General features: G+C 44.6%; 13 protein-coding genes. 11 read left to right on the top strand and 2 right to left on the bottom strand.

What is annotated here, in order from left to right; genetic code table 11:
* The first annotated feature begins 12 nt into the window (after positions 1-12).
* The 8 genes from nuoG to nuoN are packed head-to-tail and all read left to right on the top strand — an operon-like array spanning position 13 to position 10053.
* Entirely contained in the window at positions 13-2745 is a 2733-nt protein-coding gene (gene nuoG / locus HFU86_RS12045; protein ID WP_187129340.1) for an NADH-quinone oxidoreductase subunit NuoG, read from the top strand.
* On the top strand, positions 2745-3722 hold the full coding sequence (gene nuoH, locus HFU86_RS12040; RefSeq protein WP_036952747.1) for an NADH-quinone oxidoreductase subunit NuoH: 978 nt from the start codon (positions 2745-2747) through the stop codon (positions 3720-3722). Before nuoG ends, nuoH begins: the two co-directional genes overlap by 1 nt.
* A gap of 14 nt (positions 3723-3736) precedes the next feature.
* Complete coding sequence (nuoI, locus tag HFU86_RS12035; protein WP_004259834.1) at positions 3737-4279, top strand: NADH-quinone oxidoreductase subunit NuoI; 543 nt, start codon at positions 3737-3739, stop codon at positions 4277-4279.
* Between the two features lie 12 nt (positions 4280-4291).
* A complete protein-coding gene (gene nuoJ / locus HFU86_RS12030; RefSeq protein ID WP_036952750.1) occupies positions 4292-4837 on the top strand; it encodes an NADH-quinone oxidoreductase subunit J in 546 nt (181 codons plus the stop codon).
* A complete protein-coding gene (gene nuoK / locus HFU86_RS12025; protein WP_006660292.1) occupies positions 4834-5136 on the top strand; it encodes an NADH-quinone oxidoreductase subunit NuoK in 303 nt (100 codons plus the stop codon). The genes nuoJ and nuoK overlap by 4 nt, the downstream gene beginning before the upstream one ends.
* Positions 5133-6989 (top strand): NADH-quinone oxidoreductase subunit L, encoded by a 1857-nt coding sequence (gene nuoL / locus HFU86_RS12020; protein WP_036952752.1) that lies wholly within the window; start codon positions 5133-5135, stop codon positions 6987-6989. The genes nuoK and nuoL overlap by 4 nt, the downstream gene beginning before the upstream one ends.
* A 19-nt stretch (positions 6990-7008) precedes the next feature.
* Positions 7009-8532 carry an NADH-quinone oxidoreductase subunit M gene (nuoM, locus tag HFU86_RS12015; protein ID WP_187129339.1) on the top strand — a complete coding sequence of 508 codons (1524 nt, stop codon included), beginning with the start codon at positions 7009-7011 and terminating at the stop codon, positions 8530-8532.
* A gap of 9 nt (positions 8533-8541) precedes the next feature.
* Complete coding sequence (gene nuoN / locus HFU86_RS12010) at positions 8542-10053, top strand: NADH-quinone oxidoreductase subunit NuoN (RefSeq protein ID WP_132495436.1); 1512 nt, start codon at positions 8542-8544, stop codon at positions 10051-10053.
* 79 nt (positions 10054-10132) lie between these two features.
* Here the strand turns inward: nuoN and HFU86_RS12005 are convergent, their stop codons facing one another.
* Both HFU86_RS12005 and HFU86_RS12000 read right to left on the bottom strand, forming a co-directional pair.
* The gene (locus HFU86_RS12005; RefSeq protein WP_132495434.1) at positions 10133-11143 is read right to left on the bottom strand and encodes an alpha-xenorhabdolysin family binary toxin subunit B; all 1011 of its coding nucleotides are present in this window, start codon (positions 11141-11143) and stop codon (positions 10133-10135) included.
* Positions 11144-11154: 11 nt separating this feature from the next.
* Positions 11155-12366 carry an alpha-xenorhabdolysin family binary toxin subunit A gene (locus HFU86_RS12000; RefSeq protein WP_108478589.1) on the bottom strand — a complete coding sequence of 404 codons (1212 nt, stop codon included), beginning with the start codon at positions 12364-12366 and terminating at the stop codon, positions 11155-11157.
* A gap of 716 nt (positions 12367-13082) precedes the next feature.
* Here HFU86_RS12000 and HFU86_RS11995 point away from each other — a divergent pair.
* The 3 genes from HFU86_RS11995 to menH all read left to right on the top strand — a co-directional run bounded on the left by HFU86_RS11995 (position 13083) and on the right by menH (position 17021).
* Positions 13083-14408: an isochorismate synthase gene (locus HFU86_RS11995; RefSeq protein ID WP_187129338.1), complete on the top strand. Its 1326-nt coding sequence runs from the start codon at positions 13083-13085 to the stop codon at positions 14406-14408.
* Between the two features lie 157 nt (positions 14409-14565).
* Positions 14566-16245 carry a 2-succinyl-5-enolpyruvyl-6-hydroxy-3-cyclohexene-1-carboxylic-acid synthase gene (gene menD, locus HFU86_RS11990; RefSeq protein ID WP_187129337.1) on the top strand — a complete coding sequence of 560 codons (1680 nt, stop codon included), beginning with the start codon at positions 14566-14568 and terminating at the stop codon, positions 16243-16245.
* Positions 16239-17021 carry a 2-succinyl-6-hydroxy-2,4-cyclohexadiene-1-carboxylate synthase gene (menH, locus tag HFU86_RS11985; protein WP_132495428.1) on the top strand — a complete coding sequence of 261 codons (783 nt, stop codon included), beginning with the start codon at positions 16239-16241 and terminating at the stop codon, positions 17019-17021. Before menD ends, menH begins: the two co-directional genes overlap by 7 nt.
* Positions 17022-17028: the final 7 nt, after the last annotated feature.

Here is a 17028-nt window from a genome sequence, read left to right as displayed (position 1 = left end):
CCTTTGGGAAGCATGCTGACTATGGCTACGATATATGTAGACGGCAAAGAATATGACGTAAACGGGTCTGAAAACCTGTTACAAGCCTGCTTATCGTTGGGGCTAGATATTCCTTATTTTTGCTGGCATCCGGCGCTGGGAAGCGTTGGCGCTTGCCGCCAGTGTGCGGTGAAGCAGTATCAAAACGCAGATGACACTCGTGGTCGTCTCGTGATGTCTTGTATGACACCGGCAACGGAAGGCACTTACATCTCAATCGATGATGAAGAAGCCAAACAATTCCGTGAAAGTGTTGTTGAATGGCTGATGACCAACCATCCACACGACTGCCCAGTCTGTGAGGAGGGTGGTAACTGCCACTTACAAGATATGACGGTGATGACTGGTCATACTATGCGTAAGTATCGTTTTACAAAACGCACGCACGTAAACCAAGATCTCGGTCCATTCATTAGTCATGAAATGAACCGTTGTATCGCGTGTTACCGTTGCGTTCGTTACTACAAAGATTATGCGGATGGCACCGATTTAGGTGTGTATGGCGCGCATAACTATGTCTACTTTGGTCGTACTGAAGACGGCACGCTGGAAAGTGAATTTTCCGGTAACCTCGTTGAAGTGTGCCCAACAGGGGTATTCACCGACAAAACGCACTCAGAACGCTATAACCGTAAATGGGATATGCAATTTGCACCGGGTATCTGCCAACAGTGCAGCATCGGTTGTAACACCAGCCCAGGTGAGCGTTATGGTGAACTGCGCCGTATTGAAAACCGTTATAACGGTTCTGTAAACCATTACTTCCTGTGTGACCGTGGTCGCTTTGGTTATGGTTACGTGAACCGTAAAGACCGTCCTCGCCAAGCGCTGTTAACCAAAGATGGCATACAGCAGGTGGTTTCGGCGATTGAAGCAATGCAAAGTGGTGCGCAGATCATCAATCAAGCGAAGAAAGTGATTGGTATCGGTTCTCCACGTGCTAGCGTCGAAAGCAACTATGCACTGTGTGCTTTAGTGGGTGCTGAAAACTTCTACTCTGGTATTTCTAAGGATGAACAGCACCGCTTAGCGTTGATGCAAAACATCCTGCAAAACGGCGGTGTTTACACCCCAACATTGCGTGAAATCGAAGGTTATGATGCGGTGTTAGTTCTGGGTGAAGATTTAACTCAGACAGGCGCCCGTATGGCATTATCTGTTCGCCAAGCGGTGAAAGGTAAAGCCCGTGAAATGGCAGCAGCACAAAAAGTGGCTGACTGGCAAATCGCAGCGATTCAAAACATTGGTCAACACGCTAAGTATCCTCTATTTATCACTAACGTGGATGACACGCATTTAGATGATGTAGCCGCATACAACTACCGTGCGCCAGTGGCTGATCAAGCACGTTTCGGTTTTGCGATTGCTAACCTGATCAACGGTGACGCACCGGCGGTAAATGATTTACCGGCTGATGTGAAAGCGAAAGTAGAAACCGTAGCTCAAGCCTTAGCGGGTGCGAAAAAACCTCTGATTATCAGTGGTAGCCATAGCGCTAGTGATGCGATGATCGAAGCCGCAGCTAACGTCGCATTTGCACTGAAAGCGAAGGGGGCGAACGTCGGTCTGTCTTATGTCGCGTCTCATGCCAACAGCTTTGGTCTTGCGATGATGAACGCATTGCCATTAGAAAATGCATTCTCACGCATTGAAGCTAACGAAGCGGATGTGGCTATCGTGATGGAAAATGACCTTTACCGTCATAGCACCGTGGATGCTGTCAATAGCGCATTAGCGAAATTGAAGCACCTGATCGTGGCAGACCACCAGCACACGGACATCATGGATAAAGCGACATTAGTCCTGCCTGCGGCAAGTTTTGCTGAAGCAGACGGTACGCTTATCAACCAAGAAGGTCGTGCTCAACGCTTCTTCCAAGTCTTTGACCCAACTTACTACGATAACAGCATCGTAATGAACGAAAGCTGGCGCTGGATGCATTCACTGCAAACTGAAGCGCAGCAACGTGATGCAGATTGGTCGCAATTAGACCACGTTATCGAAGAGTGTGTGGCAGCTCTGCCACAATTTGCGGGCATTAGAGATACGGCACCGAAAGCCTCTTTCCGCATTCGTGGGCAGAAACTGGCACGTGAACCGCATCGTTACAGCGGTCGTACGGCAATGCTGGCAGACAAATCGGTTCATGAACCGCGTCAACCGCAAGATATCGACTCACCATTTGCGTTCTCAATGGAAGGGAATAACCAACCGAAAGCACCACGTCAGCAAATTCCATTTGCATGGGCGCCGGGCTGGAACTCACCACAAGCATGGAACAAATTCCAAGCAGAGGTGGGCGGACACTTACTGTTCGGTGATCCGGGTGTGCGTTTATTCAATTCGAAAGAAAGCAAATTGGCGTACTTCACTGAGGTTCCTGCGGCTTACCAAAGCGGCGAAGCACAGTGGGTTGTGGCGCCTTACTATCATCTATTTGGTAGTGATGAAACCTCACAACGTTCTGATGTTATCCAGCAGCGTATGCCAGAGCCTTATATCATGTTGAACGCGCAAGATGCGGCGACACTCGGTCTAAATGCTGGCGTGAAAGCTGAATTTAGTCATGCAGGTCAAACCTTTAATCTGCCAGTGCGCATTAGTCAGCACCTTGCTGTGGGTCAAATCGGTTTACCTCTGGGTATGCCAGGAATTGCTCCGGTAATGGCGGGCGTGTCAGTGAATAATCTGCGGAGGGGCGCATGATGGATTGGATTTCTCCTGCGGTGATGGAAGTCCTAATTTCCATCCTTAAATCGGTTGTTATCTTGCTGGTTGTCGTGACCTGCGGGGCATACATGAGTCTCGGCGAACGCCGTATTCTCGGTCTATTCCAGAACCGTTACGGTCCTAACCGTGTGGGTCCATTTGGAATGGGACAACTGATTGCCGACATGTTCAAAATGCTGTTTAAAGAGGACTGGATCCCAGAGTTCGCGGATAAGAAAATCTTTACGCTTGCGCCGGTTATCGCATTTTGTTCTCTGTTCTTAGCATTTGCCATTGTGCCAGTCAGCCCGACTTGGCACGTCGCTGACCTGAATATCGGGATCTTATTCTTCCTGATGATGGCAGGTCTGGCGGTGTACGCGGTACTGTTCGCCGGTTGGTCAAGTAACAACAAATACTCCTTATTGGGTGCGATGCGTGCATCGGCTCAAACGGTGAGTTATGAAGTGTTCTTAGGCTTGTCATTGATGGGTGTGGTCGCGCAAGCGGGTTCATTCAACTTAATCGATATCGTGAATTCCCAAGAGGGTATGTGGAACGTGATCCCACAATTCTTTGGTTTTATCACGTTTGCGATTGCGGGGGTTGCGGTATGTCACCGTCACCCATTTGACCAGCCAGAAGCGGAACAAGAGATTGCCGACGGTTACCATGTGGAATATTCCGGTATGAAATTCGGTCTGTTCTTCGTGGGTGAATATATCGGTATCGTGACCGTGTCCGCGCTGATTGTGACACTGTTCTTTGGTGGTTGGCATGGTCCATTCCTGCCTGCTTTCCTGTGGTTTGCGATTAAAACAGCCTTCTTCATGATGATGTTCATCTTGATCCGTGCTTCATTACCGCGCCCACGTTATGACCAAGTAATGTCCTTCGGCTGGAAAATTTGTCTGCCGCTGACACTGCTTAACCTGCTGGGTACCGCAGCAGTGATTTTATACAACGCTCAGTAAGGGGTGATTGAACCATGACATTAAAAGAGTTATTGGTCGGTTTCGCCACCCAAGTACGCAGTATTTGGATGGTGGGTCTACATGCGTTCGATAAACGGGAAACGCAAATGTACCCAGAAGAGCCGGTTTATCTGCCACCCCGTTACCGTGGGCGCATCGTGCTAACGCGCGATCCTGACGGTGAAGAGCGTTGTGTTGCGTGTAACTTGTGTGCGGTTGCTTGCCCAGTGGGATGTATCTCACTGCAAAAAGCCGAGCACGAAGATGGACGCTGGTATCCCGAATTTTTCCGCGTGAACTTCTCTCGCTGCATTTTCTGTGGTCTGTGTGAAGAGGCTTGTCCAACTACGGCAATCCAATTGACGCCAGATTTCGAAATGGCAGATTGGCGTCGTCAGGATCTGGTTTATGAGAAAAACGACCTGTTGATTTCAGGACCGGGTAAATATCCTGATTATAACTTTTACCGTAAATCAGGTATGGCGATCGCAGGCAAAGATAAAGGCGAAGCGGATAACGAAGCGAAACCTATCAACGTCAAAGACCTGTTGCCGTAAGGAGCGATATTCATGGAATTTACATTTTATATCGCCGGTTTAGTTGCTGTTCTAGCAACTTTGAGGGTGATTACTAATACCAATCCAGTGCATGCGCTACTGTATCTGGTGGTTTCTCTATTGGCACTGTCAATGGTGTTCTTCTCGCTCGGTGCGTATTTTGCCGGCGCATTGGAGATTATCGTTTACGCTGGCGCCATTATGGTTCTGTTTGTTTTCGTGGTGATGATGTTGAACTTAGGTCGCTCAGTACAAGAACAAGAGCGCGCTTGGTTAACACCGAAAACGTGGATTGGTCCCGCAGTGCTATCTGCCGTTTTACTGGGCATTTTAGTGTATGGGATCACCAGCCTTTCTCACCAAGAAAAAACGGAAGGTGTGATTATCACAGCGAAAGAAGTGGGTATCAGCTTGTTTGGTCCTTACGTCTTAGCCGTTGAATTAGCATCGTTATTATTACTCGCGGGTCTGGTTGTTGCCTTCCACGTGGGTCGTGACCGTTCAGAAAACAGCGCTGATCTTGTCAGCAACAGCCGTAATGCGGGGGAGAAACAATGATACCTCTTCAACATGGTCTGATTTTAGCGGCAATTATCTTTGTAATGGGACTGAGCTGTCTTGTTATTCGCCGCAACCTGCTTTTCATGCTGATCGGACTGGAAATCATGGTGAACGCAACGGCATTAGCCTTTGTGGTCGCGGGCAGTTTTTGGGGGCAACCAGATGGTCAGATTATGTATATTCTGGCAATCACTCTGGCGGCAGCGGAGGCGAGTATTGGATTGGCGTTGTTACTGCAACTCCATCGTCATCGTCAAAACCTGAACATTGATAAAGTCAGTGAGATGCGCGAATGAACTTACTCTATTTAACGATTCTGTTCCCGCTGTTAGGGTCTGTGCTTCTCGCATTTTCCCGCGGTCGTTGGTCAGAAAATGTATCCGCGATTATCGGTGCAGGCTCAGTGGGTCTGGCCGCTCTAGTTGCATTTTATGCAGGTTCTGAGTTTTTAGCCCAACCTGTTTTAGCTAATGGTGGATATGAGCCATACCCACAAATGTTATGGACTTGGATGTCTGTGGGTAATTTCACCATCCCATTTAGCCTGTCCCTTGATGGTCTTTCTCTGACCATGTTAGGTGTGGTAACGGGTGTGGGCTTCCTTATTCATGTGTATGCCTCTTGGTATATGCGTGGCGAGGAAGGTTACTCACGTTTCTTCACTTACACGAACCTGTTTATCGCGAGCATGGTGGTATTAGTGCTGGCCGATAACATGATGCTGATGTATCTCGGTTGGGAAGGGGTAGGGCTGTGCAGTTATCTGTTGATTGGTTTCTATTACACCAACCCAGAGAACGGTAAAGCGGCAATGAAAGCCTTCTTCGTGACCCGTATCGGTGACGTGTTCTTGGCTATCGGCATGTTTATCCTGTACAACGAATTGGGTACCTTAAACTTCAGCGAAATGGCACAACGTGCGACTCAGTTGTCTCCAGAAGGCTTATCGATGCTGAACTGGGCAACGCTGATGTTATTAGGTGGTGCGGTAGGTAAATCAGCTCAGCTGCCATTACAAACATGGTTAGCCGATGCGATGGCGGGTCCAACGCCAGTATCTGCACTGATCCACGCCGCAACCATGGTTACTGCGGGTGTGTACTTAATCGCGCGTACTCATGGTCTGTTCCTATTAACCCCAGACATTCTGCATTTAGTGGGTGTTGTGGGTGCGGTTACATTGCTGTTTGCAGGTTTCGCAGCACTGGTTCAAACGGATATCAAACGTGTTCTTGCTTACTCGACTATGAGCCAGATTGGTTACATGTTCTTGGCTCTGGGCGTACAAGCATGGGATGCGGCAATTTTCCACTTAATGACGCACGCCTTCTTCAAAGCGTTACTGTTCCTGTCCGCAGGTTCGGTGATCATCGCGTGTCATCACGAGCAAAACATCTTCAAAATGGGTGGGCTGCGTAAGCAAATTCCATTCGTTTATATTGTGATGTTAATCGGTGGTAGTGCATTGGCCGCGTTGCCACTGTTTACTTCTGGTTTCTACAGTAAAGATGCCATCTTGTGGGGCGCGAAAGTGGATGGGCAAACTGTGCTGTTATGGGCGGGTATTATCGGTGCATTAATGACCGCAATTTACACCTTCCGTATGATTTTCATCGTCTTCCACGGTGAAGCTAAAATCAAAGCACATAAAGTTAAAGGCATCACTCACACTGTACCACTGGCTATTTTGGCAATCCTTGCAACCTTCGTGGGGGCGATGATCCACCAGCCATTAGAGGGCGTATTCCCTGCAAAACCTATGGAAGCTGAAGACGGTAAACTGTTTATCGAAGCTATCTCGGGTGGGTTTGCTATCGCAGGTCTGTTGATTGCGACGTTCCTCTATCTGTTTAGACGCTCTATCGTTGATGCGATTGCGAAAACTGCGATTGGTCGTTTCTTCTCAACGTGGTGGTACCACGCATGGGGCTTCGACTGGTTGTATGATGTAATTTTTGTAAAACCTTTCAAAGGAATTGCATGGTTACTCGAAAGCGATCCGATTAACTCACTGATGAATATCCCTGCACATCTTTCACGTTGGGCAAACAAAGGGCTAGCAGTGAGTGAAAACGGTCAGATCCGTTGGTATGTTGCCTCTCTGGGGCTGGGTGCAGTGCTGATTCTTGCTCTGCTGCTTTTGGTTTAATTAAGGGACACATTGCGCCATGCAATTATATTGGCTAATACTTATTCCCTTTATCGGTGCCCTGCTAAGCTGGCAGGCCGACCGATTCAGTCACCGCGCACCTCGTTGGGTTGCGCTGGGGACGATGGGGATCACGCTTATCCTTGCGGTACTATTTTGGGCGCAAGGGGATTATTCGCTGGTTAACCCGCAAGGTATTCCAGAGTGGCAAAATACATACTCAACGGAATGGATCCCTGCGCTGGGTATCAATTTCTCGTTAGCGGTTGATGGATTATCGCTGTTGATGGTGGTGTTAACTGCCATTATGGGCGCGTTTTCAATCCTTAGTTCGTGGAGCGAGCAGCAAGAGAACCAAGGTGCCTATCACTTTAACCTGCTATGGATTATTGCAGGTGTGATGGGGATCTTCACGGCGGTTGACCTGTTCTTATTCTTCTTCTTCTGGGAGATGATGTTGATCCCGATGTACTTCCTGATTGCGAATTGGGGACACAAAGGGTCAGGTAACCGTCAGCATGTTAAGGCAGCAACAAAGTTCTTTATCTATACGCAAGTCAGCGGTTTGATCATGCTGGTGGCGATTATCGGCTTAGTTATCCTTCACTGGATTGCGTTCAATGAGCTGACATTCGACTATAACGCGTTGCTAGGTACTGAAAGTGCGTTGTCAGGTACGGCGGGCTTCTTGCTGATGCTGGGCTTCTTTATTGCTTTCGCAGTAAAAATGCCATTAGTGCCATTCCATGGGTGGATGGCAGATACCCAAGAACAATCGCCAACGGCGGGTTCTGTCGATATCTCCGGTATCATGCTGAAAACAGCCGCATACGGTTTATTACGTTTTGTACTGCCACTGTTCCCTGAAGCTTCACTGCAATTTACACCAGTGGCAATGACGCTGGGTGTGATCAGTATCTTCTACGGTGCATGGTTAGCATTCAAACAGACGGATATTAAACGTTTAGCGGCGTACAGTAGCTTATCGCACATGGGCTTTGTGACCGTGGCTATCTATGCAGCATCGACACTGGCCTATCAAGGTGCTGTGGTGCAAATGATCACTAACGGTCTGTCGGGTGCGGCACTGATTATTATCAGTGGCCAGCTGTACGAACGTACTCAGACTCGTGATATGCGCATGATGGGTGGATTATGGAAGCGCATCAAATGGTTACCGGGTTTATCCCTGTTCTTTGCCGCAGCAACCTTAGGTATGCCGGGCACAGGTAACTTTATCGGCGAATTCATGATCTTCTTCGGTAGCTTCAACCAATTCACATTAGTGACCTGCATTATGGTGTTTGGTGTGGTGTTTGCCTCTATCTATGCACTATGGATGATGCAGCAGACTTACTACGGAACGCCGAAATCAGAGACTGAACTGAAAGGGCTAACGGCTCGCGAGTTTGGTGTTTTACTGGTTCTGGCGGCTTTATTGGTTATCATTGGTTTCTACCCACAACCTATCTTAGATACGTCTGCGGGTTCGATGGAAACACTGCATAACCTGTATTCTGCTTCACTTTCAACACAAGGGTAGTAATTCGCCATGACAATAACAACTTTAGAATTGTTAGCAATGCTGCCGTTAATCCTTTCTGGATTGACCGCAGTGATTGTGATGCTGTCAATTGCGTGGCGGCGAGATCATTTAACCAGTGCCGCAATAACGGTTGTTGGCTTTCTCCTGACATTTGTTTCACTGATTTGGGTGAACGGCTATGCCATTCCTACACCAGTGGGCGAGGAAGCATTACTGCCAAGAGCAGTGACTTCATTGCTGTTAGTTGATGGTTTTGCACTGTTCTACTCAGGACTGGTTCTGATCGCAGGTATGGGTACCGCTATTTTTGCTTATCATTGGCTAGAAGGCTTTAATGATAATAAAGAAGAGTTTTACCTCTTATTGAGCATTGCGGTGACGGGTGGCGTTCTGCTGGGAATGTCGAACCATATGGCTTCGATGTTCATCGGTATTGAATTGATCTCTATTCCACTATTTGGTCTGGTTGCTTATACCTTTGAACGTAGCCGTACTTTAGAGGCGGGTATCAAGTATATGGTGTTATCCGCAGCAGCGTCGTCATTCCTGCTGTTTGGTATCGCTTTATTATACGCAGAATCAGGTAGCTTAAGCTTCAGCGTCGTCGGTCAAAGTTTAGCGAATAGCAGCATTCACGCGCCACTGATTTTAGTTGGTTTAGGTATGATGATTGTGGGCTTCGGCTTTAAATTATCGTTGTTCCCATTCCAATTATGGACGCCAGACGTTTATCAAGGTGCGCCTGCACCCGTTGCCGCTTTCTTAGCAACAGGCAGTAAAATCGCTATCTTTGCGGTGTTGGTTCGCATCTTCTTAGAAGCACCAATTACGCATGTTGATGGCATCGCACAAACAGATACATTATTAGCGGTTGTTGGTGTGATTGCGATTGCGTCAATCTTGTTTGGTAACTTACTGGCATTGACTCAGAAGAGTGCGAAGCGTCTGCTTGGTTACTCATCTATCGCTCATATGGGGTATTTACTGGTTACGTTAGTGGCAATGCGTGTTGATGCTCAATTGGCACAAGTCACCATTGCTATCTACCTGGTGAGCTATTTGTTAGCGAGCTTGGGGGCGTTTGGTGTGGTTAGCGTAATTTCTAGCCCATACCGTGGTGATGACCAAGATGATTTCAGTGCATTCCGCGGCTTATTCTGGCACAAGCCAGTCTTGGCGATGGTGATGACGGTAATGATGTTATCTCTAGCGGGTATTCCTATTACGCTTGGGTTCATTGGTAAGTTCTATGCCATCCTTTCGGCCGTATACGCACAATTGTGGTGGCTGACAGGGGCTGTGGTGGTAGGTAGTGCACTCGGATTGTTCTACTACTTGCGCTTTATGGCGAGCTTATATAGCCGTGATGCAGAACATGCAGACCGCTATACTGGACCAGAAAAAATGACGTTGGGAACTGTGTTTGCAGCGCTGTGTGCGATAGCGGTTATTGTGTTTGGTCTGTGGCCACAACCGATTATTGATATTGCAACATCGACACTGCCAGCACTTAGCTAAGTTCTAGTAAACAGCTAGGTTTTAGTCAACAAGTCAGTTCCGATAAAATCCCCGTTACTTAACAGTAACGGGGATTTTTTTAATCCGGTAATTGTCGTTGATATTGGTACTCAATATCGTTCAAATAGGTCATTAGCATTTGGCTAACGGTTTTAATTTGGTCGAAATTCAAACACTCCTCTGAGACTTTTTCACTCATAAAACCGCACCAAGACTCCCAATAAGATTTTAAAGCGCCGGCTTGAGTGATAATGGTCTGTTTATGGGCTTCTATCTGATTAATATCATTGGCATAGCTCATGAGCTGCGAGAGTCGAAATATATTATTATCTATCGTATTTATTTCTTCACGCGCCTCAATAATTTGGTCACTGATATAGATCCTTACATCAACAAGTTGACTAAACTCGAGCCCATCATCCACCATCGTTAATAAATTACGAATATAACTAATAGCCGCTTTCAGAATATCTTTTTTATTGGGTTGGATATCAATAGAATCAATAAGCTCTTTCCCTTGAAAATATCGGTCAAAGAAATCTGTAATTTTATGCTTTAATATAATATCTTCTGCTGCGAGGATCACAGAGAGATTGTTATTTAATTCATTAACCTTAGATTGCTTACTATTTTTAGAGTTAACGAGAAACTCTTTTTGTTTGGTATATTGAGAATGCTTCAGTTTGTTAGGCTCATTTAGATGAAAAACTATTAATGATTCTAATGTATAGCGTGTTTTTGAAATAAGCTTTTCAAGTTCAAATTTGACATCCATTAAGTCATCGACAAAGCCTGTAATTGCAATTTTTCGGCGAATATCGGATAGATCATCATCATTATTTTCATATGTCAGCAATGCATAATCATCATTTTTAATAATATAATTTAGTTTGATTTTTAGAATGGGAACAGAGTTTCTAATCAGTTCATTGAGTCTTTCAATCTTAATTGCGATTTTTTGAATTCGACCATAAATAATATAGTCGTAGTTAAGAATATTTTTATTAAAAGAGCTAATGCTATTTGAAATACACCTTAATTGGTAGATATCAATGGAGGGTAACATAGGTAAATCGAGGTTATCATGCATATTAACGCCTTTTATTGTGAGTTTTTTTCATTGATTTGTAGCTCATCAAATAGCTTAATCAAATGAACTGAATAGTCTTGAATAGAAGTCCAAGATGTGATGATACGTTTGAATTGCGTGATAAACCGGATCAGTTTTTCTGCATTGTTTATCCTTGCAAATATATCAATAGATTGTTTAATCTCTGTGAGGATTACGAGCCACATATAATCTAAGTGGTCAATAGCTAGACGTGCATCTTTAAATAAACTTTCAATTTTTTGTAAATTAATTTGAATATCAAAGATAGTTTTCTGTAGTAGCTGCTCTTGATGTAACTTATGATTTATTCCTTCGATTTCTTTGATTAATTTATTTTTCCTATCACGGATATTTTCTGCTTTTACACCAAAAATACTGCCTGTAATCACTAAACCAATAATGCCCCCCGCAAGACCTGTAAAGCAAAGCTTAACAAAGTGGCTATATTCCTGCTCTAATTGGTATAGTTCGTTTTTCTTAAAGGCGATAAGCTCTTTATAAAATGACTCGTTATTGCTGGGATCCTCGTTAGATTCTAATTGTTGATATAGTCCTTTTATTGTGAAGAGTAATGAATCTACATGGGTGTAGTCTGAAAGATATCCACCGGTAATATGAGCACGAAAATCTGAGACTGTGTTTTTAATTTTAATGGTTTTAATCGATTGCTGTTTTATATCTCCTTTAATTAACTGCAAAATGCTTAAAAGTTCAGTGGCAATTTGTTGGTCGTCATTTTGATAGGTGATTTGGTTTAAATCGCTTTCAGATAAATCCTCTAAGCTATCTGAGATTTTTTGAATAATCGGCATGTGATTAATATATTCAAGAATTTGATCACCAGTTTGTATGATGTTACGACTTGTTAATGACAAATCAATGGATTGTTCTTTCACTTTGAGTTCAACGTTATCCCAGGTGTTAGCGTGTTTACGAATACTCAGAATCGTCTCAGTTAATTCACTAGCTGGTAGTAATGAATCATTTTTATCATTAATGCCGAACCATTTTAAAATATCAATTTCTTTGATAGGAAGGGTTAACGCAAACTGGACGTGTCGGTGAATATTAATTAAATCTTCTAGGGTGAATATACCTGCTGATCTTGCGGATAAGGAGTCTTGATTGGTTAACAATGCCAATGTTGCATCGCCAATGTTTTCCTTTTCAATAATTCTGTCATAGTTAGACTGAGTATTCATTCTGGATTTCCAATTAATTAAATAAGATGGAATGATAAAGTTAGAGAGCTAATTATCTTGTTGCTTTGATGATTAATGTATTGTTTTACGTTTCGTTTTTAATGGTTATAAGATTTTAATGATGATGAATTTCTAGTTGCTACAAAATTTTTATCGAAATAAGTTTTTAATAGTAATAAACAAGGAGCTTATAACGTTCAAATTTATAACTCATAACCTACTAGAAACGCAGGGCTTATGTTGATATTAAAAAATGAAAATCAGCGCTAAAAAATAACTCATTGGTTGTAGTTTTAAATATTCATTTATTACATAAATTACAATTTTAAAATTTAGATATAGGGCCATCACTAAGTTCTTAAATTGAATATTATGATTTCAAATAATAAGTAATTAATCTTAATTAGGATTCAATATCTAGAATTAATTAAAGAATAAAAATGGTTTATAAGGTGAATTATTGAAATTTTATATTTCATTCACAAGTTGATAGTGGAGTTATACAAATAAGAAGGGTGAGAGACTTTATTTAACAGTTTGATATGACATGATTTTGAAAATGCTCCCATGCCGTAAGCTTATCATTTTTGATTTCTATCTGACGGTTTTTTAAACATCTTGTGCTATTAATAATGAATGTATTAATAAATTACATTGCGATATATAATAATTGTAAGTAAATCGATGTCGTTGTGATGGTGCAGTGGGAATCTAAAGTGACAAAAACAAAAATTGATAAATTATTAGCTGAAATTCTGACCCATTTGTCTACATTAGTACTCAATCCTAACGAATATACCCGCTTAGCGTGGAAGATGGATGCAAAAGAGGCGTTTCCGGGATTAGCGTGGTTATCGTCCCAAGATAGCTACCCTCAATTCTATTGGTATCACCGTACTGGCTCAGAGGAATGCAGTGCGTTAGGCACAGTAAAATCATTTAATGCTATCACGGATGCTGAGCAATTTATCTCCGAGCATACTGAAATCCCTGATATGCGATTATGGGGGCTCAATGGTTGGAATGGTGTGGGCGAAGGTATCAGTGAAACCCTTAAGCGAGAATCCGCATTCTATTTTCTACCTCGATTAGAAATCTTCCGCTTGCGCTCAACGGTGACTGTTGCTCTAAATATTGATGGTGCTCAGGATCTCCAAGCCGCTATTGCTTTTTTACAGCAGCTAAATTCGGTATCGAATAGCGTATCCCCATTATCCACTCAAATCATTGGGCAGCAGCATATTCCCGATCATGATGAATGGTGTGCGTTACTCACTGGGGCAATTCACGATATGCGTGCAGGTAAAATGGAGAAAGTGGTGATGGCACGGGAAACCAAATTGTCACTATCTAAGCCCATAACTGCGGCAGAGTTTTTATCTGCTAGCCAAAAAGTGAATCACCATTGCTACCATTTTATGATGGCGTTTAGTGCGCACTCCGGCTTTATGTCATCGACCCCAGAGCGTCTTTACTTGCGCCAAGGCACTCAACTTAATTCTGAAGCACTAGCCGGTACGGTTGCTAACCATGTTGATGATGGGATTGCGGCTGAAAATGCCAAATGGTTAATGGAAGACAGTAAAAATCAGCATGAAAATTTAGTGGTGGTTGATGATATTTGTCAGCAATTACAAGGTGCGGTAACGGGTATTGATGTTTCCCCCGCGAAGGTGATCCGCCTGAGAAAAATCCAACATTTATATCGCTCCATTGCCGCGACCCTATTAGCGCCCTCAGACAGCGATTGTTTGCAACGTTTACAACCGACGGCAGCGGTATGCGGCTTACCCCGTCGCGTTGCTCGTGAATTCCTTGCCGAGCACGAGCCATTTTCTCGTGGTTGGTATGCAGGAACGGGTGGCTTTGTCAGTTTAAATCGCAGTGAATTTGCGGTTTCTCTGCGCTGCGCTCAAATTGATGGTCCCCAGATATCCCTCTATTCAGGCGCTGGGATTGTGAGTGGTTCAGATCCTGAACAAGAGTGGGAAGAAATTGAAAACAAAGCGGCTGGGCTGAAATCCTTACTTAAAACGCAATGAAAAACCAAGCACAATGAAAAAACAGCCTAAAAACCCTATAGCCAAAATGGTTATTTCTTTTTTATTTTCAATTAGTTCATGAAAAATTGTTTTGAGATCAAGAAATTTTTCTCAATCCTATTACACTCAGCATCATGAATAAGTTACCGAGCACATTATGTCGAATTCAGCATTTAATCTCCGTTGGGCTGAGGTAATTATTGAGGCGCTAGCCCGTCACGGAATGAAAAATATCTGCATAGCTCCCGGCTCTCGCTCCACGCCGTTAACGTTAGCCGCTGTGAATAATGCAAAACTTCATTGCCATACGCACTTTGATGAGCGCGGATTAGGTCATCTTGCTCTTGGGCTTGCGAAAGCGAGTGGAGAACCTGTTGGCGTGATTGTCACCTCAGGGACGGCAGTCGCTAACCTTTATCCCTCACTGATAGAAGCTGGATTAACGGGGGAGAAAGTCATTTTCCTCACGGCAGACAGACCGCCAGAATTAATTGACTGCGGTGCCAATCAGGCTATCCGCCAAACCCATATTTTTGCTAGCCATCCGTTCGAAAGTTTAATGCTACCAAGACCCACGCGCGATATTTCAGCGAAGTGGCTGGTTTCTGCGCTAGATAACGGGATGAATCAGCTGCGTCATGGGGCATTCCATGTGAACTGTCCTTTTGCTGAACCTCTGTATGGTGAAACTGAAGGGGAAACTGAGTGGCAAGCCAGTTTAGGTGATTGGTGGCAATCGTCTCACCCATGGCTAAGCGAACCTCTAACCCATACTGTCGCATTAGTGGCTGACTGGTATTTCTGGCGTCAGAAAAAAGGGGTCGTGATCGCAGGGCGTATGAGCAGCAGTGATGGGGAGCTTGTTGCAAAATGGGCGGCAGAACTGGGCTGGCCAGTTATCGGTGATGTGCTCTCTCAGACTGGACAACCTTATCCATGTGCTGATTTATGGTTACAACACCCGAACGCTAAAGCCTGGTTAGATGAAGCTGAATTAGTGGTTCAGTTTGGTTCAAGCTTAACGGGAAAACGCGCATTACAGTGGCAAAGCCAATGTCATCCTCAAGAGTATTGGATAATTGATACTATCCCCGGGCGCTTAGATCCTGCTAACCATCAAGGTCGCAAACTAACTTGCAGCGTAAAAGGGTGGGTAGAGCAACATCCTGCTCAACCGCGTGGTGCATGGTGCGAAGGCTTAACGGATTTGACAAGACGCACGTTGCAACATGTTCAAGCCCAGCTGCAAAACCAATTTTCCGAGGCTGCGGTAGCGCATCAACTTCCTGAGCTTCTTCCACCTCACGGACAACTTTTCGTGGGGAATAGCTTAATTGTGCGTTTAATTGATGCACTAGCGCAATTGCCTGCGGGTTACCCTGTATTTAGTAACCGTGGCGCCAGTGGTATTGATGGTTTGATCTCGACGATGGCAGGGGTACAAAGAGCAACGGCGAAGCCGACTCTGGGTATCGTCGGGGATATCTCCGCATTGTATGACTTGAATAGTTTGGCATTGTTGCGCGAACCTTCTGCTCCTAGTGTGTTGATTATTGTGAACAATAATGGCGGGCAAATTTTCTCGATGCTGCCAACCTCCCCAGAAGCTCGCCAAAACTATTATTGCATGCCACAAAATGTAAGCTTTGAAGGTGCGGCGATGATGTTTGGTCTGCAATACTGCGCGCCAACAGATTGGTCGAGCTTAAAAGAGACAGTGCAAGAATTCTGGTTCAAGCAACGCGGTACACTGCTGATTGAGTTAGTGGTTGATGGGGATGAAGGTGCTCGAACACTAAAACAATTACTGCAAGACGTGGAAAGTTTACCGTGCTAGCAGCGCACTATTATCCGAGTCAGGAACAACCTGCCAACGGCAAAAAAACACCGTGGCTAGTTTTCCTTCATGGCTTATTAGGGAGTCACGATGATTGGTCATCGATTGTTGAGGCTTGCCCCAATTATCCGCGCTTAGTGGTCGATTTGCCGGGGCATGGTGATTCACGCAATATCGGCTGCCAAGGTTTTGTGGATTTTGATACGCAATTGACTCAGTTGTTGGCGCGTTACTCTGTTTCGCAATATGTGTTGATTGGCTATTCGCTCGGCGCCCGCTTAGCGATGCACTTTGCCTGCTTTAGCACTCATCAAGGGCTACAAGGGTTGGTGATTGAAGGGGGCAACGTTGGTTTACAGAGTGAACAAGAACGTATTGCGAGAGCTGATAACGACCATCGCTGGGCAGAACGTTTTCGACATCAGCCAATCGAACAGGTTTTGAATGACTGGTATCAACAAGCGGTTTTTGCCGACCTTACATCGGCTCAACGTGAAAAATTGGTAGCACTCCGAGGTCAAAATAACCCATTGGCCGTTGCCGATATGCTAGAAAATACGTCGCTATCCAAACAACCATTTTTAGCTGAGTCATTAAAGCAATTATCGGTCCCTTACTGCTATTTTTGCGGTGAGAAAGACCAAAAATTTCGAGGCGTTTCGCAACAATATGCATTGCCGTTTACGCTAATTGAGAATGCAGGGCATAATGCGCATCGGGAAAATCCCCAACATTATGCAGCTGCACTTCACTATTTTTTATCACACTGTGGTTAAAGGAACT

It is taken from the genome of Providencia sp. JUb39, assembly GCF_012272845.1.
Classification (GTDB): domain Bacteria; phylum Pseudomonadota; class Gammaproteobacteria; order Enterobacterales; family Enterobacteriaceae; genus Providencia; species Providencia lanzhouensis.
Note: the sequence above shows the minus strand (reverse complement) of the source record. Positions and strands in the feature narration are given on the sequence as shown.

Coding starts and splice junctions, on each gene's coding strand:
- menD (WP_187129337.1), top strand. CDS start 14,566: ATGTCGAATTCAGCATTTAATCTCCGTTGGGCTGAGGTAATTATTGAG.
- HFU86_RS12000 (WP_108478589.1), bottom strand. CDS start 12,366: ATGAATACTCAGTCTAACTATGACAGAATTATTGAAAAGGAAAACATT.
- nuoL (WP_036952752.1), top strand. CDS start 5,133: ATGAACTTACTCTATTTAACGATTCTGTTCCCGCTGTTAGGGTCTGTG.
- nuoG (WP_187129340.1), top strand. CDS start 13: ATGCTGACTATGGCTACGATATATGTAGACGGCAAAGAATATGACGTA.
- HFU86_RS12005 (WP_132495434.1), bottom strand. CDS start 11,143: ATGCATGATAACCTCGATTTACCTATGTTACCCTCCATTGATATCTAC.
- nuoN (WP_132495436.1), top strand. CDS start 8,542: ATGACAATAACAACTTTAGAATTGTTAGCAATGCTGCCGTTAATCCTT.
- nuoK (WP_006660292.1), top strand. CDS start 4,834: ATGATACCTCTTCAACATGGTCTGATTTTAGCGGCAATTATCTTTGTA.
- nuoJ (WP_036952750.1), top strand. CDS start 4,292: ATGGAATTTACATTTTATATCGCCGGTTTAGTTGCTGTTCTAGCAACT.
- nuoM (WP_187129339.1), top strand. CDS start 7,009: ATGCAATTATATTGGCTAATACTTATTCCCTTTATCGGTGCCCTGCTA.
- nuoI (WP_004259834.1), top strand. CDS start 3,737: ATGACATTAAAAGAGTTATTGGTCGGTTTCGCCACCCAAGTACGCAGT.
- nuoH (WP_036952747.1), top strand. CDS start 2,745: ATGGATTGGATTTCTCCTGCGGTGATGGAAGTCCTAATTTCCATCCTT.